Annotated in this window: 24 protein-coding genes; 10 read left to right on the top strand and 14 right to left on the bottom strand. The window is 61.5% G+C overall.

Going from position 1 to position 25,606, the window contains the following annotated elements; translation table 11 throughout:
* On the bottom strand, positions 1 to 1,353 hold the full coding sequence (locus tag ACR52_RS08700; RefSeq protein ID WP_048723049.1) for a 3-oxoacyl-ACP reductase: 1,353 nt from the start codon (positions 1,351 to 1,353) through the stop codon (positions 1 to 3).
* A 114-nt stretch (positions 1,354 to 1,467) separates the two neighbouring features.
* On the opposite strand from ACR52_RS08700, the gene ACR52_RS08695 reads away from it, so the two are divergent.
* Entirely contained in the window at positions 1,468 to 2,745 is a 1,278-nt protein-coding gene (locus ACR52_RS08695) for an acetyl-CoA C-acetyltransferase (protein WP_048723048.1), read from the top strand.
* Between the two features lie 134 nt (positions 2,746 to 2,879).
* The gene (locus ACR52_RS08690; protein ID WP_048723046.1) at positions 2,880 to 3,776 is read left to right on the top strand and encodes a PA4780 family RIO1-like protein kinase; all 897 of its coding nucleotides are present in this window, start codon (positions 2,880 to 2,882) and stop codon (positions 3,774 to 3,776) included.
* Between the two features lie 170 nt (positions 3,777 to 3,946).
* Here ACR52_RS08690 and cueR read toward each other — a convergent pair whose 3' ends face one another.
* From cueR to ACR52_RS08675, 3 genes are all read right to left on the bottom strand, one after another.
* A complete protein-coding gene (cueR, locus tag ACR52_RS08685) occupies positions 3,947 to 4,348 on the bottom strand; it encodes a Cu(I)-responsive transcriptional regulator (protein WP_048723044.1) in 402 nt (133 codons plus the stop codon).
* Complete coding sequence (locus ACR52_RS08680; RefSeq protein ID WP_048723042.1) at positions 4,345 to 6,546, bottom strand: heavy metal translocating P-type ATPase; 2,202 nt, start codon at positions 6,544 to 6,546, stop codon at positions 4,345 to 4,347. The genes cueR and ACR52_RS08680 overlap by 4 nt, the downstream gene beginning before the upstream one ends.
* Before the next feature lie 202 nt (positions 6,547 to 6,748).
* Positions 6,749 to 7,129, bottom strand: coding sequence for a hypothetical protein (locus tag ACR52_RS08675; RefSeq protein WP_048723039.1), 381 nt, complete (start codon positions 7,127 to 7,129; stop codon positions 6,749 to 6,751).
* Positions 7,130 to 7,276: 147 nt separating this feature from the next.
* Here ACR52_RS08675 and ACR52_RS08670 point away from each other — a divergent pair, with 147 nt between their 5' ends.
* Together ACR52_RS08670 and ACR52_RS08665 are read left to right on the top strand one after the other, a co-directional pair.
* The gene (locus ACR52_RS08670) at positions 7,277 to 7,474 is read left to right on the top strand and encodes a heavy-metal-associated domain-containing protein (protein ID WP_048723037.1); all 198 of its coding nucleotides are present in this window, start codon (positions 7,277 to 7,279) and stop codon (positions 7,472 to 7,474) included.
* Between the two features lie 85 nt (positions 7,475 to 7,559).
* Positions 7,560 to 8,753, top strand: a complete 1,194-nt coding sequence (locus ACR52_RS08665; protein ID WP_048723036.1) for a multidrug effflux MFS transporter — start codon at positions 7,560 to 7,562, stop codon at positions 8,751 to 8,753.
* An 8-nt stretch (positions 8,754 to 8,761) separates the two neighbouring features.
* On the opposite strand, the gene ACR52_RS08660 is transcribed toward ACR52_RS08665, so the two are convergent.
* From ACR52_RS08660 to ACR52_RS08650, 3 genes are all read right to left on the bottom strand, one after another.
* Positions 8,762 to 8,944 carry a hypothetical protein gene (locus ACR52_RS08660; RefSeq protein ID WP_048723034.1) on the bottom strand — a complete coding sequence of 61 codons (183 nt, stop codon included), beginning with the start codon at positions 8,942 to 8,944 and terminating at the stop codon, positions 8,762 to 8,764.
* 146 nt (positions 8,945 to 9,090) lie between these two features.
* On the bottom strand, positions 9,091 to 10,104 hold the full coding sequence (locus ACR52_RS08655; protein ID WP_048723032.1) for a zinc-binding alcohol dehydrogenase family protein: 1,014 nt from the start codon (positions 10,102 to 10,104) through the stop codon (positions 9,091 to 9,093).
* Between the two features lie 24 nt (positions 10,105 to 10,128).
* On the bottom strand, positions 10,129 to 10,422 hold the full coding sequence (locus ACR52_RS08650) for a putative quinol monooxygenase (protein WP_048723030.1): 294 nt from the start codon (positions 10,420 to 10,422) through the stop codon (positions 10,129 to 10,131).
* 117 nt (positions 10,423 to 10,539) lie between these two features.
* Between ACR52_RS08650 and ACR52_RS08645 the strand changes: the two genes are divergently transcribed.
* The 3 genes from ACR52_RS08645 to ACR52_RS08635 all read left to right on the top strand — a co-directional run bounded on the left by ACR52_RS08645 (position 10,540) and on the right by ACR52_RS08635 (position 13,772).
* Complete coding sequence (locus ACR52_RS08645; RefSeq protein ID WP_048723029.1) at positions 10,540 to 11,469, top strand: LysR family transcriptional regulator; 930 nt, start codon at positions 10,540 to 10,542, stop codon at positions 11,467 to 11,469.
* Positions 11,470 to 11,603: 134 nt separating this feature from the next.
* Positions 11,604 to 12,290 carry an ArsR/SmtB family transcription factor gene (locus tag ACR52_RS08640; RefSeq protein ID WP_048723027.1) on the top strand — a complete coding sequence of 229 codons (687 nt, stop codon included), beginning with the start codon at positions 11,604 to 11,606 and terminating at the stop codon, positions 12,288 to 12,290.
* A gap of 114 nt (positions 12,291 to 12,404) precedes the next feature.
* Complete coding sequence (locus ACR52_RS08635) at positions 12,405 to 13,772, top strand: MFS transporter (protein ID WP_048723026.1); 1,368 nt, start codon at positions 12,405 to 12,407, stop codon at positions 13,770 to 13,772.
* 45 nt (positions 13,773 to 13,817) lie between these two features.
* On the opposite strand, the gene ACR52_RS08630 is transcribed toward ACR52_RS08635, so the two are convergent.
* Positions 13,818 to 14,771, bottom strand: a complete 954-nt coding sequence (locus tag ACR52_RS08630) for an adenosine deaminase (protein WP_043051475.1) — start codon at positions 14,769 to 14,771, stop codon at positions 13,818 to 13,820.
* Positions 14,772 to 14,964: 193 nt separating this feature from the next.
* Here ACR52_RS08630 and ACR52_RS08625 point away from each other — a divergent pair, with 193 nt between their 5' ends.
* Positions 14,965 to 16,056 carry a calcium:proton antiporter gene (locus ACR52_RS08625; protein WP_048723021.1) on the top strand — a complete coding sequence of 364 codons (1,092 nt, stop codon included), beginning with the start codon at positions 14,965 to 14,967 and terminating at the stop codon, positions 16,054 to 16,056.
* Positions 16,057 to 16,091: 35 nt separating this feature from the next.
* On the opposite strand, the gene ACR52_RS08620 is transcribed toward ACR52_RS08625, so the two are convergent.
* From ACR52_RS08620 to ACR52_RS08595, 6 genes are all read right to left on the bottom strand, one after another.
* Positions 16,092 to 17,450 (bottom strand): 8-oxoguanine deaminase, encoded by a 1,359-nt coding sequence (locus ACR52_RS08620; protein ID WP_048723019.1) that lies wholly within the window; start codon positions 17,448 to 17,450, stop codon positions 16,092 to 16,094.
* A 190-nt stretch (positions 17,451 to 17,640) separates the two neighbouring features.
* Positions 17,641 to 18,327: an SDR family oxidoreductase gene (locus tag ACR52_RS08615; protein WP_048723018.1), complete on the bottom strand. Its 687-nt coding sequence runs from the start codon at positions 18,325 to 18,327 to the stop codon at positions 17,641 to 17,643.
* Positions 18,328 to 18,384: 57 nt separating this feature from the next.
* Positions 18,385 to 18,966 carry an IMPACT family protein gene (locus ACR52_RS08610; protein WP_048723016.1) on the bottom strand — a complete coding sequence of 194 codons (582 nt, stop codon included), beginning with the start codon at positions 18,964 to 18,966 and terminating at the stop codon, positions 18,385 to 18,387.
* A gap of 11 nt (positions 18,967 to 18,977) precedes the next feature.
* Positions 18,978 to 19,637 (bottom strand): TetR/AcrR family transcriptional regulator, encoded by a 660-nt coding sequence (locus ACR52_RS08605; RefSeq protein ID WP_048723015.1) that lies wholly within the window; start codon positions 19,635 to 19,637, stop codon positions 18,978 to 18,980.
* Between the two features lie 87 nt (positions 19,638 to 19,724).
* Entirely contained in the window at positions 19,725 to 21,119 is a 1,395-nt protein-coding gene (locus tag ACR52_RS08600; protein WP_048723013.1) for a uracil-xanthine permease family protein, read from the bottom strand.
* Between the two features lie 88 nt (positions 21,120 to 21,207).
* Complete coding sequence (locus ACR52_RS08595; RefSeq protein WP_048723011.1) at positions 21,208 to 22,128, bottom strand: LysR family transcriptional regulator; 921 nt, start codon at positions 22,126 to 22,128, stop codon at positions 21,208 to 21,210.
* Between the two features lie 125 nt (positions 22,129 to 22,253).
* Here ACR52_RS08595 and ACR52_RS08590 point away from each other — a divergent pair, with 125 nt between their 5' ends.
* A complete protein-coding gene (locus ACR52_RS08590; protein WP_048723009.1) occupies positions 22,254 to 23,603 on the top strand; it encodes an aspartate aminotransferase family protein in 1,350 nt (449 codons plus the stop codon).
* Positions 23,604 to 23,642: 39 nt separating this feature from the next.
* The gene (locus ACR52_RS08585; protein WP_048723007.1) at positions 23,643 to 25,136 is read left to right on the top strand and encodes a CoA-acylating methylmalonate-semialdehyde dehydrogenase; all 1,494 of its coding nucleotides are present in this window, start codon (positions 23,643 to 23,645) and stop codon (positions 25,134 to 25,136) included.
* Positions 25,137 to 25,606 lie beyond the last annotated feature (470 nt).

Genomic DNA, 25,606 nt, shown 5'->3' with positions numbered 1-25,606 from the left:
TTACGCTCCCAAAAGACTTTGCCCACACACCCGAAGTGCCTGGCCGCTGACCGCACCGGAGCCCGGCTGACCGAGCCAGGCCACGGCTTCGGCAACGTCTTGCGGCAAGCCGCCCTGGCCCAGCGAACTCATGCGCCGCCCGGCCTCACGCAGGGCGAACGGAATATGTGCGGTCATCTGGGTTTCGATAAAACCGGGGGCCACCGCGTTGATACTGATCCCGCGCTCCTTCAACAGCGGCGCCCACGCCTGGGCCAGGCCGATCAGCCCCGCCTTGCTCGCGGCATAGTTGGTTTGCCCGCGGTTGCCGGCAATTCCACTGATGGAGGCCAGCAGCACTATGCGGGCGTTGTCGTGCAGGGTGCCGCTGTCGAGCAGTGCTTTGGTCAGCACTTGCGGGGCGTTGAGATTGACGGCCAGTACGGCGTCCCAGTATTCCGGGGTCATGTTGGCGAGGGTTTTATCGCGCGTGATACCGGCGTTGTGCACCAGGATGTCGAGGCCCTCCGGCAGGTGCTCGATCAACTGGCTGGCGGCGTCTTCGGCGCAGATATCCAGCACGACGGTGCGCGCACTCAGGCGCGCGGCCAGGGCTTCGAGATCGGCCTTGGCCTGTGGCACGTCGAGCAGAATCACTTCGGCGCCGTCGCGTGCCAGGGTTTCGGCGATGGATGCGCCAATGCCGCGGGCGGCACCGGTGACCAGCGCTTTACGCCCGGCCAGAGGGCGCGTCCAGTCTTCGACCGGCGTTGCGCAGGCCTCCAGCCGAACCACCTGGCCGCAGATGTAGGCGCTTTTGGGCGAGAGGAAGAACCGCAGCGCGCCCTCCAACTGGTCCTCGGCACCGTCGCCGACATACAGCAATTGCAACACGCCGCCGCTGCGCAGTTCTTTGGCCAGGGAACGGCTGAACCCTTCCAGGGCCCGCTGTGCGCTGGCGGCAAATGGGTCGCTGAGACCTTCCGGCGCGCGCCCGAGGATGACCAGGTGCGCGCTGTGGTCGAGGTTTTTCAGCAGTGGCTGGAAGAACTCACGCAGTTGTTTGAGCTGGTCGGTGTGCTGCAAGTCACTGGCGTCGAACACCACCGCCTTGAGTTTTGGGCCATGTCCTGGAATCCAGGCAGGCGCGGCCAGCGGCTCGGGGCCGTAGCTGTAAATGGCGTCGGTCAGCTTGTTGCCGAAGGGCAGGATTTTCGCGGCCAGCGGGCCGCCGCCAATCAGCAGTGCACCTTCGACCGGACGCAAGCGCCCGGCTTGCCAGCGTTCCAGGCGTACCGGTGACGGCAGGCCAATGGCGGCGACCAGGCGATGGCCGAGGCTTGAGTTGGCGAAGTCGATATAACGGTCAGACATGGAACGCTCTCCGAAGGCTGGGGTTCAAAGGGTTGACCATCTTGGGGTGGCAGTCGTTCGATTGAGCCTAGGCTAGTCTGAGAGACTCACCCCACAACAGACAGGGAGCTTTTCATGACTCAATTGCGCCGTGTAGCGATCATTGGCGGTAACCGCATTCCTTTCGCCCGTTCCAATGGCCCGTACGCCACGGCGAGCAACCAGGCGATGCTGACCGCCGCCCTGGAGGGCTTGATCGAACGCTACAACCTGCACGGCCTGCGCATCGGCGAGGTGGCTGCCGGTGCGGTGCTCAAGCATTCCCGCGACTTCAACCTGACCCGCGAATGCGTGCTGGGCTCGCGCCTGTCGCCGCAAACCCCGGCCTACGACATCCAGCAGGCCTGCGGCACCGGGCTGGAAGCGGCGTTGCTGGTGGCCAACAAAATTGCCCTGGGCCAGATTGAATGCGCGATTGCCGGCGGAGTGGACACCACCTCCGACGCGCCGATCGGCGTGAATGAAGGGCTGCGCAACATCCTGCTGCAAGCCAACCGCAGCAAATCCATGGCGGATAAATTAAAAGTCCTGTTACAACTTCGTCCGCATCACCTCAAGCCGGAGCTGCCGCGCAACGGCGAACCGCGCACCGGCCTGTCCATGGGCCAGCACTGCGAATTGATGGCGCAGACCTGGCAGATCCCTCGCGCCGAGCAAGACCAGCTTGCCCTGGAAAGTCATCAGAAAATGGCCGCCGCCTATGCCGAAGGCTGGCACAACGACTTGCTCACGCCGTTTCTGGGCCTCACCCGCGACAACAACCTGCGGCCCGACCTGACCCTGGAAAAACTCGCCGCGCTCAAGCCGGCCTTCGAACGTAGCGAAAAAGGCACTCTCACTGCCGGCAACTCCACGCCGCTCACCGATGGTGCGTCGTTGGTACTGCTCGGTAGCGAGGCCTGGGCCCAGGAGCGTGGTTTGCCGATCCTGGCATACCTGCGCGATGGCGAAGCGGCCGCTGTGGACTTCGTCAACGGGGCCGAAGGCCTGCTGATGGCGCCGGTTTACGCCGTGCCACGCCTATTGGCGAGGAATGGTCTGACATTGCAGGACTTTGATTACTACGAGATCCACGAAGCATTCGCTGCCCAGGTGTTGTGCACGCTGAAGGCCTGGGAGGATGCGGACTACTGCAAGACGCGCCTCGGGCTGGACGCGCCGCTGGGCTCGATCGACCGCAGCCGACTTAACGTCAAGGGCAGTTCCCTGGCGGCCGGGCACCCGTTTGCCGCCACCGGCGGGCGTATCGTCGCCAATCTGGCCAAGTTGCTGGACGCGGCGGGCAAGGGGCGCGGGCTGATTTCAATCTGCGCCGCCGGCGGGCAGGGCGTGACGGCGATCATCGAACGTTGATTACGCATTAAATTGGCCTATTGGATGCATTCTGAAGGGGTCAGAGGTCGGTAGCCCCTCCCACCGGCGAGCCGATTGCCGTATAACGAGTGCCACACGCGTGTTTGGTAATACAGGACCCACAATAAAAGCTGATGAAGACTCCTAAACGCATTGAACCCCTGATCGAAGACGGTCTGGTCGACGAAGTGCTGCGCCCACTCATGAGTGGTAAAGAAGCAGCTGTGTATGTGGTGCGCTGCGGCAACGAATTGCGTTGCGCCAAGGTTTACAAGGAGGCAAATAAACGAAGTTTTCGTCAGGCGTCCGAGTACCAGGAAGGCCGAAAGGTCCGCAACAGCCGGCAGGCCCGGGCCATGGCCAAGGGCTCCAAATTCGGCAAGAAAGAAACCGAAGATGCCTGGCAGAACGCCGAAGTGGCGGCGCTGTTTCGTCTGGCCGGCGCGGGCGTTCGTGTGCCCAAGCCCTACGACTTCCTTGAAGGCGTGCTGTTGATGGAACTGGTGGCCGACGAGTACGGCGATGCAGCACCGCGTCTGAACGACGTGACGCTGGAGCCGGACCAGGCGCGCGAATACCACGCCTTCCTGATTTCCCAGATCGTGCTGATGCTGTGTACCGGCCTGGTGCACGGTGACCTGTCCGAGTTCAACGTACTGCTCACGCCGACGGGCCCGGTGATCATCGACCTGCCCCAGGCGGTGGATGCAGCGGGCAACAATCACGCATTCAGCATGCTGGAGCGGGATGTGGGCAACATGGCCTCCTACTTCGGGCGTTTTGCCCCGGAGTTGAAGACCACCAAGTACGCCAAGGAAATGTGGGCGCTGTACGAAGCCGGTACCTTGCACCCGGCCAGCATACTGACCGGCGAGTTCGACGAGCCGGAAGAGCTGGCCGATGTGGACGGTGTGATCCGCGAGATCGAAGCGGCGCGGCTGGATGACGAGCGTCGCCAGGCGATTCGCGCGGCGGATGATGCGCCGGCGACCAAGACGGCCGAAGAACCGCCGCCGCCCTGGATGCAGTGAGCCGCTAACGAAAAATCCGGCCCAGGCCGGATTTTCTGATCGTCCCCACGCGCAGCAATGATCGTTCCCACGCTCTGCGTGGTAATGCAGCCAGGGACGCTCTGCGTCCCAAGAGCGGACGCAGAGCGTCCAGTGAGGCATTCCCACGCAGAGCGTGGGAACGATCATGCTCAGGTGCAGCAGTTTCCCGACGCCAGCTCCTTGAGAATCGGACAATCCGGCCGATGATCGCCCTGGCAGTGCTCCACCAGGTCCTGCAACGTATCGCGCAGCTGGCCCAACTCCAGAATCTTCTGATTCAACTCGTCGATATGCTGGCGCGCCAGGGCTTTCACGTCGGCGCTGGCTCGTTGCCGGTCTTGCCACAGGGTCAGCAGCTTGCCGACCTCTTCCAATGAAAACCCCAAGTCCCGAGAGCGCTTGATAAACGCAAGCGTGTGCAAGTCGTCGGCGCCGTACACGCGGTAGCCGCTGTCGGTGCGGTGGGCGGCTTTCAGCAGGTTGATGGATTCGTAGTAACGAATCATCTTTGCGCTCAGGCCACTTTGGCGGGCGGCTTGGCCGATGTTCATGGTTGTCGATCCTCCAAATCCTTGGGTTTCCAGGTTTTCAACAGTAGCGCATTGCTCACCACGCTGACGCTGGACAGCGCCATTGCCGCGCCAGCCAACACCGGGTTGAGCAGGCCGAACGCCGCCAGGGGAATGCCGATCAAGTTATACACAAAGGCCCAGAACAGGTTCTGGCGGATTTTTGCGTAGGTCTTGCGGCTGATCTCCAGCGCGGCGGGTACCAGGCGTGGATCGCCGCGCATCAGGGTGATACCGGCGGCGTGCATGGCCACGTCGGTGCCGCCGCCCATGGCGATGCCGATATCGGCAGCGGCCAGGGCCGGGGCGTCGTTGATGCCGTCGCCGACCATCGCCACCACGCCGGTTTTTTTCAGTTCGGCGACGGTGGCGGCCTTATCGGCGGGCAAGACCTCGGCGTGTACATCGTCGATGCCCAGCGCTTCGGCGACCACCCGGGCGCTGCCGCGGTTGTCGCCCGTGAGCAGATGGCTGCTGATGTGGCGTGCCTTGAGTTGCGTCACCGCTTCCAGGGCGCCCGGCTTGAGCGTGTCGCCGAAGGCAAACAGCCCCAGCACGCGCGGTTGCGGGCCTTGTTCAATCAGCCAGGACAAGGTGCGGCCTTCGGCCTCCCAGTCTTTGGCGGAGCCGGCCAGGTCGCCTGCGCTCAAGCCGCTTTCTTCCAGCAGGCGACGGTTGCCCAGCGCCAGTTGCCGGCCGTCGAGGGTCCCGGCAATGCCGCGCCCGGTCAGCGATTGGCTGGCGCTCACATCGGCCACGTCCAGATGTTGCTCGCTGCAGGCATCCAGCACCGCCTTGGCCAACGGGTGTTCGCTGCCGCGTTGCAGGGCGCCGGCCTGTTGCAGCAGCAGGGACTCGTTGCCGTCCACCGCCGCCAGATGGGCGATTTTCGGCGTGCCGGAGGTGAGTGTGCCGGTCTTGTCGAAGACCACCGCGCTCACTTCATGGGCGCGTTCCAGCGCTTCGGCGTCCTTGATCAGAATCCCGTGGCGCGCGGCGACACCGGTGCCGGCCATGATCGCAGTCGGCGTGGCCAGGCCCAGGGCGCAAGGGCAGGCGATCACCAGCACGGCGACAGCGTTGATCAGCGCGGTTTCCAGGGGCGCGCCGTACAGCCACCAGCCCACCAGTGTGGCGAGTGCAATCACGAGCACGGCAGGCACAAAGACCTGGCTGACTTTGTCCACCAGCTTCTGGATCGGAGCCTTGGCCGCCTGGGCGTCTTCCACCAGGCGGATGATTCGCGCCAGCACGCTTTCGGCGCCGAGGGCCAGGGTGCGCACCAGCAGGCGGCCTTCGCCGTTGATGGCGCCGCCGGTGACTTTATCGCCCGGCTGTTTCGGCACCGGCAGGCTTTCGCCGCTGATCAACGCCTCGTCGGCGTGGCTTTGGCCTTCCACCACTTCGCCGTCGACCGGGAAGCGTTCGCCGGGTTTGACCAGCACCAAGTCATTGAGCACGAGCGCGCTGATGGCGACGTCTTCTTCGCGGCCGTCCTGCAAGCGAATCGCGCGTTCAGGGCGCAAGGCTTCCAGTGCGCGAATGGCGCTGGCGGTCTGGCGTTTGGCGCGGCTTTCCAGGTATTTACCGAGCAGGATCAGCGCGATGACTACCGCCGAGGCTTCGAAATACAGGTGCGGCATGGTGCCGGCGGGGGCGGTAAGCCATTCATAGATGCTCAAGCCGTAACCGGCGCTGGTGCCGATGGCCACCAGCAAATCCATATTGCCGGCGCCTGCCCGCACGGCTTTCCACGCGGCTATATAGAAGCGCGCACCCAGGATGAATTGCACCGGCGTGGCCAGGGCGAACTGCACCCAGGCCGGGAGCATCCAGTGCACACCGAAGGGTTCCACCAGCATCGGCAGTACCAAGGGCAATGCCAGCAGGATGGCGAACAGCAGAGACCAGCGTTCGCGATGCAGGCGCTGCGCCTGATCGGCGTCGGTCTTGGTTTCGGTTTGTGGCAGGGTCGCGGTATAGCCAGCCTTGTCGACAGCGGCGATCAGTACAGCAGGCTCCATCGGGCCCAGCACTTCGATATGGGCGCGCTCGTTGGCCAGGTTGACGCTGACGCTTTGCACTCCAGGCACTTTGCCCAGCGCGCGCTCGACCCGCCCGGCACAGCTGGCGCAGGTCATGCCGCCGATGGGCAGGTCAAACGTGGTGGTTCCATTCATGGGGCAGTCCTCCAGGAGAAGTTGCCCCAAGGATCAACCTTGACCTGTGGGGAAGGTCAAGCGATTGTTCCTACGCTCTGCGTGGGAATACATCCTGTGACGCTCTGCGTCACCGTTGCGCCGAATTAGAGCCTTGTGCCGGCTGGAGCGTCCCATGAAGCATTTCGTTGCTGCGCGTGGGAAAGATCCCCAGGGGAGGTATTCAGTATTCGAGGGCGGCGGGTTTGAGGTACATGCCCTCAGGCCCTTGGGCGATACGTAACTTGCGTACGTCACCGACCTTCAACGTGATGTTCTGCGCGGGTGGCGCCAGCAGGCCTGGCAGGCAACCTGGCGATTGGCCCGGCAGCAGCTTAAGGCGTAGTGAAACATTGCCAGCGGGCAGGTTGAACGAGGTCGACTGTTCCTGAAACAGGCGCCCGGCCAACTGGTCCTGGATGTACAGGCCGATTTCGCAATTGGTCGGCACTTCCAGGCGTTCGCGGGAAATGATCAGCACCGCATAGTCCTCTGCGGCACTGGCCATGGGCGCAGCGGCAGACAAGCTCATCAGGCCGACAAGGCCAAAAAACGACCAGCGCATGGCGAATTCTCCGAAATTCAAATCGTTGATGGATGCAGCTTGGCCGAGGGCGCGTCTGAATACCAGCCCGGCCGATGTTTTCAGAACTTGACCTTGCCATCATGGCAAGGTCGACACTGCATCCACCCTCACTAAAGGAGTCATGTCATGCAAGTATTTACGGTTGAAGGAATGACCTGCGGCCATTGCGTTAAGGCGGTGACCCAAGCGTTGCAGAGCCAGGACCCGGCGGCCAGCGTGCGGGTGGACCTGGCAGCGAAGGAAGTCGGCGTTGAAAGCAAGCTGTCGTCGGAGGAGGTGATCCGCCTGATCAGCGCAGAAGGCTACGCCGTCAAGCTTGCCTGACGCATTAAAATAGTTAGCGAGCTATCGTGTTCAACGCACCCAAGCGCGGCTAGACTGTCGGGCTGCCGACTCACTTGGGTGCCCGATGAACCTCCGTATAATCCTTATTTTGGGCGCCTTGAGCGCCTTCGCGCCGCTGGCGATTGATTTCTACCTGCCGGGCTTCCCCGCGATGGCCATCGCGTTCGCCACCGATGAAAAACATATCCAGCTGACCCTGGCGGTGTACTTCACCGGCCTGGCCATCGGCCAATTGATCTACGGCCCGCTGGCCGACCGCTTTGGCCGCCGTGTGCCGCTGCTCAGCGGCGTCATCCTGTTTACCCTGGCGTCCTTCGCCTGCGCGTATGCGCCGTCACTCGAATGGCTGATCGGCGCACGTTTTGTACAGGCCCTCGGCGGTTGCGCGGGCATGGTGATTTCCCGCGCGGTGGTCAGCGACAAATGTGATGCCGTGGGCTCTGCCAAGGTATTTTCCCAACTGATGCTGGTGACCGGCCTGGCGCCGATCCTCGCGCCGCTGGCCGGTGGGGTGATGGTCGGGTTGTGGGGCTGGCAGTCGATCTTCATCGCGCTGACCGTGTTCAGTGTGATGGCGGCCATTGCGGTGGCGGTGGGGTTGCCGGAGACCTTTCCGGCCCATCAACCGCGCCAGCCGTTGTCCGGGTCGCTGCGCCGCTATGGCTCGCTGTTGTCAGACCGGGTTTACCTCGGTTACGCCTTGACCGGCGGTATCTCGATTGCCGGCATGTTTGCCTACATCGCCGGGTCACCGTTTGTGTTTATCAAACTGTACGGCGTACCCGCCGAGTATTACGGTTGGCTGTTCGGGTCAAACGCCGCCGGCTTTATCCTGGTGGCACAGCTCAACGCGCGGTTGCTGGCCAAGCGCGGGCCGGTGTTTTTGTTGTCGCGCACGGTATGGGTCTACGTTGTGGCGGCGTTGACGTTGCTGGGCATCGCCGCGTTGCGCACCGAAGCCTTGTGGCCGTTGCTGGTGCCGCTGTTTATCTGCATCGCCAGCCTGGGCTGCATTTTGCCCAACACGTCGGCCTGCGCCATGAGCGGGCAGGGCGCACGGGCCGGCAGTGCTTCAGCGTTGCTCGGTTGCATTCAGTTTGGTGTGGCGGCGGGCGCCGCGTCGCTGGTCGGCGTGTTGCACGATGGCACGGCGATGCCGATGGCGATGGTCATCAGCTTGTGCGGTGTATTGGCGGTGACGATTGCGATGTGGACCCAGCGCCTGCAAAAGGCGAGGGCCTTGCAGGCGCTGGCCTGAAGTACGAGTCAGCCAGCGGCGGAGCGTTGCTGGCCGAGCGGAAAGCGGTGGGGCGCCTGGATGCGGGCTTGCAGGGTGTTGGCAAAAGCTCGGGCCTCGGCCTCACTGCGGAAGGTGAACGCGTCGCCGTCGAGACTGACCTGCCATTTGTTGCCTGGGGATTTTGCTAACGCTTTTATCAGGATCTTCATTGCTGACTTCCTCACGTAAAAAAATCGTGGCAAAGGCGGCCAATATAAACCCGAATACGCTCACAAATATGACAAGGATCAACTCTCTGACTAGCGGTGTCGTCCATTGCTCACAGGAATAACAGACGACACTGACAGACCTTTTCTCAGAACCCTTCCAGCACGATCTTGCCCTTGGCTTTACCGCTCTCCAGCAGCGTGTGGGCGCGGCGCAGGTTTTCTGCGTTGATCACACCGAAGTGCTCGCCCACCGTGGTTTTCAGGGTGCCGGCATCGATCAGCTCGGCCACGCGGTTGAGCAGGTTGTGCTGTTCGATCATGTCCGGCGTCTCGAACATCGAGCGCGTGTACATGAACTCCCAGTGCAGCGACAGGCTCTTGCGTTTGAGTTTGCTCACGTCCAGCGCTTTCGGGTCGTCGATCAGCGCCAGCTTGCCTTGGGGCTGCAGCGCTTCCACCAGTTGGTCCAGGTGATGCTCGGTCTGGGTCAGGCTCGCGACGTGGGTCACTTGCGCGTGGCCGGCGGTTTTCAGCGCTTCACTCAGCGGTTGGCTGTGGTCGATCACCAAGTCGGCGCCCAAGGCCTTGGCCCATGCTTGGGTTTCCGGGCGCGAGGCGGTGCCGATCACTTTCAGCGCGGTGAGCTGGCTGGCGAGTTGGGTCAGGATCGAGCCCACGCCACCGGCGGCGCCGACGATCAGCAAGCTCTGGCCTTGGTCTTCTTTACTCTCACGCACTTGCAGGCGCTCGAACAGCAGTTCCCAGGCGGTGATGGCGGTCAGCGGCAAGGCGGCGGCATCGGCAAAACCCAGGCTCTTGGGCATATGGCCGACAATGCGCTCATCCACGGTGTGCAGTTCGCTGTTGCCGCCCGGACGGACCAGGGAGCCGGCGTAGAACACCTTGTCGCCCGCCTTGAACAGCGTGACTTCGCTGCCGACGGCCTTGACCACACCGGCCACGTCCCAACCCAGCACCTTGGCCGCACCGTTTTCCGGGGCGACGTTCTGGCGGACCTTGGTGTCCACCGGGTTGACCGAGATGGCTTTGACTTCCACCAGCAGGTCGCGCGGGCCGGCGACGGGCTCCGGCAGTTCGATGTCTTGCAGGGATTTTGGATCGTTGATTGGCAGTGATGCGTAGTAGGCAATGGCTTTCATAGGGGCTCCGGAAAACGGCGGTGATCAGGCGAGAAATTTCATTCGCTTGAGTTCGAAATGTTCGATCACGTCAGCGGCCTTGGCGCGGAAACTCTGGATGTGCTCGCTCTGGTCGTGGTCGGCCAGCGCTGCGTCGTCGCTCCAGCGCTCGAGCATGTAGAAGGTCTCGGGGTGTTGCAGGTCCTGATGCAGGTCGTACTGCTGGCAACCGGCTTCGGCGCGGGTGGGTTCCAGCAGGCCGCGCAGCAGGGGTTCGAGGGTGTCTTGTTGGCCGGGTTTGGCGATCAGCGTGGCGATGACGTTAAAAGCAGCAGACATATTCAACTCCTGACACGTGATGAACGGGATGGGCAGATGATTGGCTATTTCCCGTGAAGATAAAAGCCGCTAAAACAGCAGTCTGTTTCAACAATATTTTGATAATGAGTGGGGTAGATGCTGCGTTTCGATGATTTGCAGTTGTTTGTACGCGCGGCGGACCTGGGCAGCCTGTCGGCGGCGGCGCGCGTCATGGACTTGTCGCCTGCGGTGGCGAGTGCCGCGTTGAAGCGCATCGAGCAGCAACTCGGCGCGCGCTTGCTGGCGCGCTCCACCCGTAGCCTGCGCCTGACCGCCGAGGGTGAGGGCTTTCTGGAATATGCGCGCGCGTCACTGAGTTCATTGGACGAAGGGCGGCGCTTATTGGCCAGTGGCCAGGACCATGTCAGCGGTGTGCTGCAACTCTCCGCCCCCTCGGACTTCGGCCGCAACCAGCTGTTGCCGTGGCTCGATGAGTTCCAGCGTGAATACCCGCAACTGACGGTGCGCCTGCTGCTGGGCGATCGCATTGCCGACCTGTTCCGCCAACCGGTGGACATCGCCCTGCGTTATGGCGAGCCCGAGGACTCCAGCCTGATCGCGCTGCCCATCGCGCCGAACAATGTGCGCGTGCTCTGCGCCGCGCCCAGCTACCTTGCACGCCATGGCGAGCCCCGGCATCTGGAGCAACTGGCCCAGCACAATTGCCTGCTGTACATGCTCGGCAGCCGAGTGCATGACCACTGGACCTTTCACGATGGCAAACGCGAAGTCAGCCTGACGGTGAGCGGCGATCGCTTTAGCGACGATGCTGACGTGGTACGGCGCTGGGCGGTGGCAGGCGTGGGCATTGCCTACAAGTCCTGGCTGGATGTAAGCACCGACGTGCTGGCCGGGCGCTTGCGCGTGCTCCTGCCGGAGCTGCGCGGTGAACGAACGCCGCTCAATCTGCTGTGCGCCCACCGCGCGCAGTTGAGTAAACCCATCAACCTGTTGCGGGAAATGCTCGTGTCCCGTTGTGCGACATTGTCCGCGCACTGGTCGGAGCGAGTAACCACCGCGCAGTAGCCTCCACCAAAGCAGGAAATTTCACTCAGACCCTGTCCCTATCCGCGCTGTCAGACGCCGCGGAACCGGCGGCTTGCGCACCTATACTTTGGCGCCAACCGCAGCAGACAAATGATTTAACAGGGAGTGAACCGATGGAACAGGCACCTTGCATCAGTCAGATCGCCAACTTGCTCGCCGAGCCCAAGCGCACCGCAATGCTCTGGGCATTGATGGACGGTTCGGCCAAATCTTCGGAGGAACTGGCCACACTCGCCGGGCTGTCGCCGGCATCGGCCAATGCGCATTTGGCGCGGCTGACCGGCAGCGGTTTGCTGCGGGTCGAGGCCCGTCGTGGCAAACGGCTGTTTCGTGTGGCAGCGGCCGATGTCAGTGTCGCTGTGGACGCCTTGGCCAGTACCACCATGGCCAGTGCGGTGCGCTGTACACCGAATGTCTTACCGGTGGCATTGGTTGCGCCACCGCTGTTGCGCCGTGCCCGCTTGTGCCACGGCCACCTTGGTGGCGAGCTCGCGGCGGGGCTGTACGAGCGAATGATGGAGGTGGGGTGGATCGAGCGCTGTGAGCAGCGCACCGAGGTCACCGTCAAAGGCGCGCAGCAGTTGGCGGGCCTGGGCATTTTTACCCAGGCGCTGTCATTGCCGCTGGTGTGCGACTGTTTCGACTGGAGCCAGCAACAGCCGCACCTGGGCGGCGCGTTGGGGGCCGGGCTGTTGCAACTGTTTTTGCAGTCGAACTGGCTCAGCGTGATCAACGAGTCCAGCGCGTTGCTGGTCAGCGATACCGGGCTGGCGGAAATCAACCGGTTGGCCACGTCCTAGCGATCCTGGTCCAGTTTGGCGTCGTTCAGAGTTTCAGTCAGGTCGCATCCAGCAATCATTGGGAAAAGCCATGCCGCACACTCGCTGAGGGGATTTCCACACAGGAGGTGCGGCATGGGTATGCAAGGCTATAGCGCAGCGGAACGGCTGGAACGGTTGCCCATCAGTGGTTACCACCGAATCATTTTTATCATCATTGCCCTGGCGTTTTTCTTCGACTCCATGGACCTGGCGATGATGACCTTCCTTCTAGGCTCGATCAAAACCGAGTTTGGCCTGAGTACGGCCCAGGCCGGCCTGCTGGCCAGTTCGAGTTTTTTCGGCATGGTGGTGGGCGCGTCTTTATCCGGGATGCTCGCGGATCGTTTTGGCCGCAAGCCTGTGTTCCAGTGGAGCATCGTGCTGTGGGGCATCGCCAGCTACCTGTGTTCCACCGCGCAGACGGTGGAGACGCTGACGCTGTTTCGCATCCTGCTGGGTATCGGCATGGGCATGGAGTTTCCGATTGCGCAGTCGATGCTGTCGGAGTTGATCCCGGCCAAGGGGCGCGGGCGCTATATCGCCTTGATGGATGGCTTCTGGCCGTTGGGTTTTGTGGCGGCGGGTGTGCTGTCCTACTTTTTGCTGCCGGTGATCGGCTGGCGCGACATCTTCCTGGTGTTGGCGGTGCCGGCGGTGTTTGTGTTGGCGATCCGGTTTTTTATTCCGGAGTCGCCGCGCTGGCTGGAACAGGCCGGGCGGCATGAGGCGGCGGACAAGGTGTTGCAGGGCATTGAGCAGAAGGTTCGCGACTCACTGGGCCGCGCCGACCTGCCGGAACCGATTGCGTTGCCACGGGTTGAGAGTGTGCCGGGGACTTTTTTCTCGGCGTTTCAGCAGCTGTGGTCGGCGCAGTATCGCCAACGCACGATGATGATCTGGAGTGTGTGGTTCTTTGCCTTGCTCGGTTTTTACGGGCTGACCTCGTGGCTGAGTGCCCTGTTGCAGCAATCGGGTTTTGCGGTGACCCAGTCGGTGTATTACACCGTGATCATTTCCCTGGGCGGGATTCCCGGCTTTTTGATGGCCGCCTGGCTGGTGGAGCGTTGGGGGCGTAAGCCGGTGTGCGTCGTGACCTTGCTCGGCGGCGCAGTGATGGCGTTTTTCTACGGCCAAGCAGCGGTGTTTGGCGGCAATGTGGGTTTGCTGATCACGTCGGGGCTGTTGATGCAGTTCTTTCTGTTTGGCATGTGGGCGGTGCTGTACACCTACACGCCGGAGCTGTATCCCACCTCGGCGCGTGCGACCGGTTCCGGGTTTGCCTCGGCGATTGGTCGGGTGGGCTCGTTGCTGGGGCCGTTGGTGACCGGGCTGGTGTTCCCGATAACCGGGCAGGGCGGGGTGTTTGCCTTGGGCGCGCTGTGTTTTGCGGTGGCGGCGGTGGTGGTGTGGGTGTTTGGGAAGGAGACGAAGGGTAAGACGCTGGAGGAACTCACCCTGTAGGAACGAGGCTAGCCGCCCGCCTCGCTCCTGCAGTGAAACCGTTCGTTATGGCTTGACCAATCGCGCATCCAGGCTGTTTTGCGCCAGGCGTTTGGCCTGGTCCTGGGTCATGCCCAGCGAGGTGTACAGCGCGTGGAAGTTCTCGGTGACGTAACCGCCGAAGTACGCCGGGTCGTCCGAGTTCACCGTCACCTTCACACCACGCTCAAGCATGTCGAGGATGTTGTGCTGGGCCATGTCGTCGAACACGCAAAGCTTGGTGTTAGACAACGGGCACACAGTCAGCGGGATCTGCTCATCAATGATCCGCTGCATCAGGCGCTCGTCTTCGATGGCGCGCACGCCATGGTCGATGCGCTGGATTTTCAGCAGGTCGATGGCTTCCCAGATGTACTCCGGCGGGCCTTCTTCGCCGGCGTGGGCCACGGTGAGGAAGCCTTCGTGGCGGGCACGGTCGAACACGCGCTGGAACTTGCTCGGCGGGTGACCCATTTCCGAACTGTCCAGGCCCACGGCCACAAACGCGTCGCGGAACGGCAGCGCCTGGTCGAGGGTTTTCTCGGCTTCGGCTTCGCTCAAGTGGCGCAGGAAGCTGAGGATCAGGCCGCTGGTGATGCCCAGCTGTTGCTCACCATCTTTCAGTGCAGCGGCGATGCCGTTGAGCACCACTTCGAACGGCACGCCACGGTCGGTGTGGGTTTGTGGGTCGAAGAAGGGTTCGGTGTGGATCACGTTCTGGGCTTTGCAGCGCAGCAGGTAGGCCCAGGTCAGGTCGTAGAAGTCCTGGGAGGTGCGCAACACATCGGCGCCCTTGTAATACAGGTCGAGAAATTCCTGCAGGTTGTTGAAGGCGTAAGCCTTGCGCAGGGTTTCGACGTCGTTCCACGGCAGCGCAATCTTGTTGCGCTCGGCCAGGGCGAACAGCAACTCAGGCTCCAGCGAGCCTTCCAGGTGCAGGTGCAATTCAGCCTTGGGCAGGGCGTTGAGCCAATCGTACATTTCTAAAATCTCATCAGGTGCAATGGCGGCATTCTACAGGCCATGGCTGAAATAATCGGCAAAACCTGACCAGCAGGAGAGTATTCGTTTTGTTCGCGCAAGGGCTGCGTGAACTAAGGTGTAACGAAACGTTAGCGGCGTAGCGCAGTCTGTACCCCATCAATGACTGATTCACCGTTTGATAAGGCCCGCAATGTTCACATCCCTCAAGCAAGAAAAATACATGCTGCTGGCGCTGATTGCCGCCATCGCCGCCTACCCGCTGGAGCACTGGATGCTGCACAGCGGGCAAATGGTCGCGCTGCTGTCCGGCGTGGCGTTGATCGGCTTTATCGTCGTCGCCTCCATGCGCGTTGCGCACCATGCCGAGCAACTGGCGGAAAAGGTCGGCGACCCCTACGGCACCATGATCCTGACCCTCGCCGCCGTGCTGGTGGAAGTGGTGATCCTGGCGATCATGATGAGCAACGAGCCGTCGCCAACGCTGGTGCGGGACACTATCTACTCGGCGGTGATGCTGGATATCAACGGCATCCTCGGCCTGGCCGCACTGATGGGCGGTATCAAGCACGGCGAACAGTCCTACAACGATGATTCGGCGCGGACCTACAGCGTGATGATCCTCACGGCGATGGGGGTGTCGATGGTGGTGCCGGAATTTATCCCCGAGGCCGACTGGAAAATCTACTCGGCCTTTACCATCGGCGCGATGGTGGTGCTCTACACCTTGTTCCTGAGGATGCAGGTGGGGCCGCACAGTTATTTCTTCAGCTACAGCTACCCGGAAAAACGCCGCAAGACACAGCCGGAAGAAACGGAGGCAGCCCCCGTCAACCTGGCGTTTTCCATCGGTACGTTGGTGTTTGGGGTGATTGTGATTGGCGCGCTGGCCGAGGTGATGTCCAAGACTCTCGACCTGGGCCTGGAAGGTACGGGCGCACCGCCGGTGATCACGGCGATTGTGGTCGCTGCGATTTCTGCGGCACCGGAAATTCTGACCGCGTTGCGCGCAGCCTTGGCTAACCGCATGCAGTCGGTGGTCAACATCGCGTTGGGTGCGTCGTTGTCGACGGTGATCCTGACGGTGCCGGTGATGGAGGCCATGGCGCTCTACACCGGCCAGCCGTTCCAGATGGCGATGACGCCGGTGCAAACGGTGATGGTGTTGATCACGCTGATTGTCAGCGCGATCAACCTCAACGATGGCGAAACCAACGCCATCGAAGGGATGACCCATTTTGTGTTGTTTGCGACCTTTATCATGCTGTCGCTGCTGGGCCTATAAGCACCGCCCCTCCCACATTTTGAACGGTGTCTGGCTTAAGTTCCGGCGATCAGCTGTTTTGCCGCCTGGGTGTGATCGGCGATCAAGCCTTTGAGGTCCAGGCCTTCGACCTGGCCGTCGATCACCCGCCATTTGCCGCCGATCATCACCCGGTCCGCACGGTCGGCGCCGCACAGCAACAGCGCCGAAATCGGATCGTGGCTGCCGGAGAAGCGCAGCTCATCGAGTTTGAACAGCGCCAGGTCGGCCTGTTTGCCGACCGCCAGTTCACCAATATCCTTACGCCCCAACAATTGCGCCGACCCCTTGGTCGCCCAGCCCAGCACGCCTTCGGGGGTGATTTTTTCGGCGCCGTAACGCAGGCGCTGGATGTACAGGGCCTGGCGCGTTTCCAGGATCATGTTCGAGGCATCGTTGGAGGCGGAGCCGTCCACGCCGAGGCCGATGGGCGCGCCGGCAGCGAGCAGGTCGAGGGTCGGGCAAATGCCGGAAGCCAGGCGCATATTCGAGCTTGGGCAGTGGCAGATGCCGGTGCCGGCGGCGCCGAGGCGTGCAATTTCATCCGGGTTGAGGTGGATGCCATGGGCCAGCCAAGTGCGCGGGCCGAGCCAGCCGACACTGTCGAGGTAATCCACGGTGCGCAGGCCGAAGCGTTGCAGGCAGAAGTCTTCTTCGTCGAGGGTTTCCGCCAGGTGGGTGTGCAGGCGCACATCGAGGCTGTTGGCCAGTTCGGCGCTGGCTTGCATGATTTCCGGGGTGACCGAGAACGGCGAGCAGGGCGCCAGGGCGATCTGGATGTGCGCGCCGTCGCCGCGTTCGTGGTACTGGCGAATGAGGCGTTGGCTATCTTCCAGAATCACCGCGCCTTGTTGCACGGTTTGCTGTGGTGGCAGGCCGCCGTCGGCTTCGCCCAGGCTCATGGAACCCCGGGTGAGCATGGCGCGCATGCCGAGTTCGCGCACAGTGTCGACTTGCACGTCGATGGCGTTTTCCAACCCATCGGGAAATAGGTAGTGGTGATCGGCCGCAGTGGTGCAGCCCGAGAGCAGCAATTCGGCCAGGGCGACTTTGGAGGCCAGGGCGAGTTTTTCCGGGGTCAGCCGTGCCCAAACCGGGTACAGGGTTTTCAGCCACGGGAACAACGGCTGATTGACCACCGGTGCCCAGGCGCGGGTCAGGGTTTGATAGAAGTGGTGGTGGGTGTTGATCAACCCGGGAAGCACTACATGCTCGCGGGCGTCGAACACTTGGGCACAGGGCACTGCGGGTTCTCGTCCCCAGCCCAGCACTTCGGTGATCACACCGTCTTGCAGCACCAGGCCACCACGGGCATCGAGGCCATTGGCAGTGAAAATCGCGAGGGGGTTTTTTAACCAGATACGGGTCGCAGGCATTGGCCGGCTCCTCTGAATGATGGGTTCAGGTTTGCCAGCTCAGTGTTGCCCTGTCTGCTGATCCAGGGTTGCCGGTGAAGGCGAGGGGGTAGATTACGTGTTGATCTGGATCTCGTCTATCTGTAGGAAAGTGGACGCGATCAAAATGTGGGAGGGAGCAAGCCCCCTCCCACATTTTGATCGCTGACATTTACCAGGCGATGGTGTCGCCCTTGTAGTCCACGAAATGATGGCCGCCTTTGCCGGTGTAGGCATTCACCTGATCCACCAGGCCACGCACGCTGGTGTCGACGTCGATATGCGCGTTTTCACCGCCCATGTCGGTCTTCACCCAGCCCGGGTGCAGCGACAGAACCGTCAGCTTATGATCACCGAGCTGAGTGATAAAGCTGTTGGTCATCGAGTTGAGTGCGGCCTTGCTGGCCTTGTACAGCGCCAGGTCGGAACCGTCGGGGATTGTCACGCTGCCCAGTACCGAACTCATGAAGGCCAGCACGCCGCTGTCTTTGCGGATCTGTCCGACAAAGCGCTGGGCCAGGTTGATCGGCGCCACGGCGTTGGTGAAAAACAGTTGGCCGACTTCCGCCAGGGTGGCGTGGCCCGGTTCCTGATTGGCCGGGCCTTTGACGCCGGCGTTGACGAACAGCAGGTCGAAGGTGCGGTCCTTGAGGCGCTGGCTCAGGGCGATCACGGCTTGCTGATCGTCCATGTCGAGCTTCTCGATCTGTACCGGGCCAACGGCTTTCAGCGCATCGGCCTTGTTCGGGTCACGGACCGTGGCGGTCACGTCCCAGCCGTCTTGCAGCAGTTGCTTGACCAGGCCAAGGCCCAGCCCGCGCGAGGCGCCGATGATCAGTGCAGTTTTACGCGTAGACATGAAGAGCTTCCTTTTCAGACGCGATTCAGTGAATTGTCGCGAGCAACATTAGCAGTTTCAGCGTTGCAGCAGGATGCGCCCGCGGCTCAGGTCGGCGAGCTGGGTTTGCAGGGTTTCGATATGTGCTTCACCCAGGGCCAGTTGCAGTTCGACGCCATTGGCCGTGAAGGTTTCTTCCACCACCAGCCCGCCGAGTTCGGCGACGCGCAGCTTGACCAGGTTGAGCTCGGAGAACCCACAGTCACATCTCAGCGGCACGCGGCTGATCAACTCGATGCGCTCGGCGGTTTGCAGGCATTTATTCGCGCCGCCGCCGTACGCGCGGGCCAGGCCGCCGGTGCCCAGTTGGATGCCGCCGTACCAGCGAATCACCAGTACCACGACCTGATCAAAACCCTGGGCTTCGATGGCCGCGAGAATCGGTCGCCCGGCAGTGCCGCCGGGTTCGCCATCGTCGTTAGTGCGGTATTGATCGGCCAGTTTCCAGGCCCAGCAGTTGTGCGTGGCGTTCAAGTCACTGTGTTGCTCGATAAACGCCTGGGCTTCCTGCGGGCTGGTGATTGCTGCGGCCAGGGTGATAAAGCGGCTTTTGCGTATTTCTTCACGAAACTCGCAAAGGCCGGTGAGCATGAAAGGCATAAGTCTCTTCTTCAGAGGGCCGGCTTGATGCCACAGCCTTTGAGAATAATGTGGATCAGGTTGGTGCCGGCGTCTTCCATGTCTTGCTTGGTCAACTTGGTGCGACCGGTGACGCGGCAGATCTGGGTGGCGAAGTCGGCGTAGTGCTGGGTGCTGCCCCACAGCAGGAATATCAGGTGCACGGGGTCGATGGGGTCCATTTTGCCGGCGTCGATCCAGGCTTGGAAAACCGCTGCACGACCGCTGAACCACGCGCGGTAGTCCTGGCTGAAATATTCGGTCAGGCATTCGCCGCCACTGATGATCTCCATCGCAAAGATCCGCGAAGCCTGCGGTTGGCGCCGCGAGAATTCCATTTTGATGCGGATGTAGCGGGTGAGCGCCACGGCCGGGTCGTCTTCGGCGGTCAGCGCGTTGAAGGTGCTGTCCCACAGTTCGAGGATATTGCTGAGCACCGCGATATACAGGCCCAGCTTATTGGTGAAGTAGTAGTGCAAGTTGGCTTTCGGCAGCCCTGCACTGGCAGCAATGGTGTTCATGCTGGTGCCCTTGTAGCCATGGCGCGCGAACTCGTCTTCAGCGGCTTGAAGAATCGCTTGTTCGTTCTTTTGCCGAATGCGGCTGGCGGGTTTACCGGCGTGGTTGCTGTGGGCAGGAACTTCGAGGCTCATGGAGGTTTCCGTGCTGATCGATAGAGACGACGTGTGCACAGATAACCCACCCTCAAGCCTCAGACAAGTCCTGATGCAATAAAACCGTCAAAGCGATTCCAGCGTGTCGCTTTCCGGCGCGTGGTTTGCGGCAGCGGTGGTGCCTTTGGCTTCCGGCAACAACAGGCACAACACGATGGCCGTCAGCCCGCCGCTGGTGATGGCCGAGTCGAACAGGTTTTGCACCAGGGTCGGCATCAAGTGCAGCAGGTTGGGTTGGGCGGCGATGCCCAGGCCGACACCAAGCGAGGTGGCGATGATCAGCATGCTGCGTCGGTCAAGTGGCGCCTGGGCGAGAATGCGCACACCGGCGGCGGCCACGCTGCCGAACATCACCAGGGTCGCGCCGCCGAGTACCGGTTTGGGGATTTGCTGCAGCACTGCGCCAACCAGCGGAAACAAGCCGAGGCAAAACAGCACCACGCCTATATATAAGCCGACGTAACGGCTGGCTACGCCGGTGAGTTGGATCACACCGTTGTTCTGAGCAAAGGTCGTGTTGGGGAACGCGCTGAACGTGGCGGCGATCATGCAACTCACGCCGTCTCCCAGTACGCCGCCCTTGAGTCGGCTTATATAAGAAGGGCCGCTGATGGGCTCACGGGCGATCATGCAGTTGGCGGTGAGGTCACCCACCGTTTCGATGCTGCTGATCAGATAAATCAGCGCGATAGGTAGGAAGGCGCTCCAGTCGAAGTTGAAACCGAAGCGAAACGGGATTGGCAGGCTGATCAAGGGCAGATCGGGCAGGGCTTGCGGCACCAGCTTGCCGCTGAACCATGCCGCCAGGCTGCCGAGGGCCAGGCCGATGATGATGGCCGAGAGGCGCACCCATGGGGTGTTCGAGCGGTTGAGCAGGATGATCGTCAATACCACGAACAGGCCCAGCGCCAGATTGATGGGGGCGCCGAAGTCGGGCGCGTTGAAACCGCCGCCGAGGTCGGTGATGCCGACTTTGATCAGGCTGATACCGATCAGGGTAATGACAATCCCGGTCACCAACGGCGTGATCACCCTGCGCAGTTGCCCTATGCAGCGGCTCAACACGATCTGTACGGCGGCACCGAAAAAGCACACGCCGAAGATCATCGCCATGATGTCTTCCGGGCTACCGCCGCGTTGCTTCACCAGGAAACCCGCCGACAACACCGCACCGAGAAACGCAAAGCTGGTGCCTTGCAGGCAGATCATCCCTGCGCCGATGCCAAACGGCCTGCGCGCCTGGATGAAGGTTCCGACACCGGACACCATCAATGCCATGCTGATCAGGTAGGGCAGGTGGGCGGTAAGGCCCAGGGTGGAACCGATGATCAGCGGTGGAGTGATGATGCCGACGAAGGCGGCCAGGACATGTTGCAAGGCAGCCAATATCGCGGGCAATGGTTTGGGGCGGTCGTTGAGGCCGTAGATCAGGTCGCTGGGGCTGGAGGAATCTGGTGGCATGGCGGGCAAACTCGAGACGGACGGTTCTAGGTCCTTGTGCCCTTGCAAAAAGCTGTCCAGTTGCTCAGCTTTTTGCGCAAAGCCCGCGTTAGCGGGTTGCCGCCAGACTTTCGAGGAAGCTTTCCAGCACCAAATGGGGGCGACGGCCCTTGCGCGTGACCGATGCCAGGCTCAAATCGTAAAAACGCGTAGCCGGTTTCAGCGCGCGCAGTCGGCCTTGTTGCACCCACTGGCTGGCGTAGTGATCGGGCAGGTAGCCGATGTAGCGGCCGGTGAGGATCAGGAACGCCATGCCTTCGCGGTCGGAGGCGCTGGCGGTGCAGTTGAGCGCCTGATAGTGGGCCTGGATCTCGGCGGGCAAGCGGAAGGTGGGGGCGATGGCGTCCTGGGAGTCGATGCGCTCGTCGTCCAACTGTTTGTTGTCGGCATAAAACAGTGGGTGGCCGACCGCGCAGTAAAGCAGCGAGCGTTCGCTGTACAGCGGTTGGTATTCCAGGCCGGACAAGGCGCTTGCCTGGGGAACCACGCCGACATGCAGGCGGCCGTCGAGCACACCTTGTTCGACTTCGTTGGGGGCGATCATGCGGATCTGGATCTGCACGTCCGGGCCGCGTTCCTTTAACTGCGCCAGGGCATGAGTGATGCGCATATGGGGCAGGGTGACGAGGTTGTCGGTGAGGCCGATGATCAGTTCGCCGCGCAAGTGCTGGTGCAGGCCGTTGACCTCTGTACGGAAGCTTTCCAGCGCACTTAATAGCTGCAGCGCGGATTGATAGACCTCGCGGCCCTCTTCGGTCAGGGAGAAGCCGGCGCGGCCGCGTTGGCACAGTCTTAGTCCGAGACGTTGCTCCAGATCGCTCATTTGCTGGCTGATGGCCGAGCGCCCGATGCCGAGCACGGTCTCCGCCGCCGAGAAGCCGCCGCACTCCACCACGCTGCGAAAGATGCGCAGCAGACGGATATCGAAGTCGCTGACTTGGGCCAGGGGATCGGGTCGACGACTGCTCATAGTTTAGTGAAGGCCTGACTGAAGGTTATAAGAGTTGGATTTCACCGACTTTATCCCCGTGGCAATTTAGCTGCAACAACGCTTTCAAATCCCTACGCTGCCTTTTGCCCTGCGAGGTTTTGCTGATGAACATGCCCGAAAACGCCCCTTCGTCCCTGGCCAGCCAACTGAAGTTGGACGCGCACTGGATGCCCTACACCGCCAACCGTAACTTCCAGCGTGACCCGCGACTGATCGTGGCGGCTGAAGGCAGCTGGTTGACCGATGACAAGGGCCGCAAGGTCTACGACTCGTTGTCGGGCCTGTGGACGTGCGGCGCCGGGCACACCCGAAAGGAAATCCAGGAAGCGGTCGCCAAGCAACTGGGCACCCTGGACTACTCGCCGGGCTTCCAATACGGTCATCCGTTGTCCTTCCAGCTGGCGGAAAAGATTACCGACCTGACCCCAGGTAACCTGAACCACGTGTTCTTCACCGACTCCGGCTCCGAGTGTGCCGATACGGCGGTGAAGATGGTGCGGGCTTACTGGCGTCTGAAAGGCCAGGCCACCAAGACCAAGATGATTGGCCGTGCCCGTGGTTATCACGGTGTGAATATCGCCGGTACCAGCCTGGGCGGTGTTAACGGCAACCGTAAGATGTTTGGCCAGGCGATGATGGATGTTGACCATCTGCCCCACACCTTGCTGGCGAGCAATGCCTTTTCCCGTGGCATGCCGGAACTGGGCGGCATCGCCTTGGCCGATGAGCTGCTCAAGCTGATCGAGTTGCACGACGCGTCGAACATCGCGGCGGTGTTTGTCGAGCCGATGGCCGGCTCTGCTGGCGTGCTGGTGCCACCACAGGGTTACCTCAAGCGTCTGCGTGAGATCTGCGACCAGCACAACATCCTGCTGGTATTCGACGAAGTGATCACCGGTTTCGGCCGTACCGGCTCTATGTTCGGTGCCGACAGCTTCGGCGTGACCCCGGACCTGATGTGTATCGCCAAGCAAGTCACCAACGGCGCGATCCCGATGGGCGCGGTGATTGCCAGCAGCGAGATCTATCACACGTTTATGAACCAGGCGACGCCGGAGTACGCGGTGGAATTCCCGCACGGCTACACCTACTCGGCGCACCCGGTTGCCTGCGCGGCGGGCCTGGCGGCACTGGACCTGTTGCAGAAGGAAAACCTGGTGCAGAGCGTGGCTGAAGTCGCCCCGCACTTTGAGAATGCGCTGCACGGGTTGAAGGGCAGCAAGAACGTAATCGACATTCGTAACTATGGCCTGGCCGGTGCGATCCAGATCACCCCGCGTGACGGCGATGCCATCGTGCGTCCATTCGAGGCCGGTATGGCCTTGTGGAAAGCCGGTTTCTACGTGCGCTTTGGCGGTGACACCCTGCAGTTCGGGCCAACCTTCAACAGCAAGCCGCAGGACCTGGATCGCCTGTTCGATGCGGTCGGCGAAGTGCTGAACAAGATCGACTGATTTCTCCTTCTATATAGAACAATTTTTCAGGAGCCCTGCATGAGCCTTATTCAGCATTTGATCAACGGTGAGATGGTCAGCGACAGCGGTCGCAGTGCCGACGTGTACAACCCGTCTACCGGCCAGGTGATCCACCAGGTGCCGTTGGCCAGTCGCGAAACCATTCAGCGAGCGATCGACTCGGCCAAGGCCGCCTTCCCGGCCTGGCGCAATACGCCACCGGCCAAGCGTGCCCAGGTGATGTTCCGTTTCAAGCAGTTGCTGGAGCAGAACGAAGCGCGTATCTCGCAGTTGATCAGCGAAGAACACGGCAAGACGTTGGAAGACGCGGCGGGTGAGCTGAAGCGTGGGATCGAGAACGTGGAATACGCGTGCTCGGCGCCGGAAATTCTCAAGGGTGAGTACAGCCGCAATGTTGGGCCGAACATTGATGCCTGGTCGGACTTCCAGCCGTTGGGCGTGGTGGCCGGCATTACGCCGTTCAACTTCCCGGCGATGGTGCCGTTGTGGATGTATCCGCTGGCGATCGTTTGCGGTAACTGTTTCATCCTCAAGCCTTCGGAGCGTGATCCAAGTTCGACGTTGCTGATCGCGCAATTGCTGCAGGAAGCCGGTCTGCCTAAAGGCGTGCTGAGCGTTGTGCACGGTGACAAGGGCGCGGTGGATGCGTTGATCGAGGCGCCAGAGGTGAAAGCGCTGAGTTTTGTGGGCTCTACGCCGATTGCCGAGTACATCTATTCCGAAGCGACCAAGCGCGGTAAACGCGTGCAGGCACTGGGCGGGGCGAAGAACCACGCGGTGCTGATGCCGGATGCGGATCTGGACAATGCAGTCAGTGCCTTGATGGGCGCGGCGTACGGCTCCTGCGGTGAGCGTTGCATGGCGATCTCGGTGGCGGTGTGCGTGGGTGACCAAGTGGCGGATGCGTTGATCGCCAAGCTGGTGCCGCAGATCAAGGCGCTGAAGATTGGCGCGGGCACGTCCTGCGGCCTGGATATGGGGCCGTTGGTGACGGGGCAGGCGCGGGATAAGGTCAGCGGCTATATAGAAGACGGTGTGGCGTCGGGTGCCGAGTTGGTGGTTGATGGTCGTGGCTTGAGTATTGCCGGTCATGAAGACGGCTTCTTCCTGGGTGGCAGCCTGTTTGACCGTGTGACGTCTGAGATGCGTATCTATAAGGAAGAGATCTTCGGGCCGGTGCTGTGTGTGGTCCGGGTGAGCAGCCTGGAAGAGGCGATGCAGCTGATCAACGATCACGAGTACGGTAATGGCACCTGCATCTTCACCCGCGACGGTGAAGCGGCGCGTTTGTTCTGTGACGAAATCGAAGTGGGCATGGTGGGGGTGAACGTTCCACTGCCGGTGCCGGTGGCGTATCACAGCTTTGGTGGCTGGAAGCGCTCGCTGTTTGGCGACTTGCATGCCTATGGGCCGGATGGGGTGCGTTTCTATACCCGTCGCAAGGCGATTACCCAGCGCTGGCCGCAACGGGCCAGTCATGAAGCGTCGCAGTTCGCCTTCCCTAGCTTGTAAGGTGAGCTGAAAGCCGGCCCTTTTGGGCCGGCTTTCGTGTTTTTGGGGCGGTTTTGACGCATATGACAGAAATGTGAAAATAGGTGTTGACGGCAGATTCTGAAAGTCTATAATTCGCCCCACTTCCGGCGCAGTCGAAACGGAAAACTCCTTGGTAAACAAAGAGTTATGCGAGATTCGACAGCGGGTTGCTTCAGTTCATCGAAGCCCAGAAGGAGTTGATAGAGCGGTGTAGTTTGGCTCTATTAACGTTTCGATCCTCTCGGTCGAAAGCGGAGAAAAAGAGGTGTTGACGGCAGCGTGTAACGCTGTAGAATTCGCCTCCCGCTAACGAGAGATCGGAAGCGCAAGTGGTTGAAGTTGTTGAAGAATTCTTCGAAAGCTTCTGAAAATAATCACTTGACAGCAAATGAGGCTGCTGTAGAATGCGCGCCTCGGTTGAGACGAAAGATCTTAACCAACCGCTCTTT

It is taken from the genome of Pseudomonas fildesensis, assembly GCF_001050345.1.
In the GTDB taxonomy this organism is placed as follows: Bacteria; Pseudomonadota; Gammaproteobacteria; order Pseudomonadales; family Pseudomonadaceae; genus Aquipseudomonas; species Aquipseudomonas fildesensis.
The sequence above is the reverse complement of the archived record's forward strand: the minus strand, read 5'-3'. Positions and strand labels throughout refer to the sequence as shown.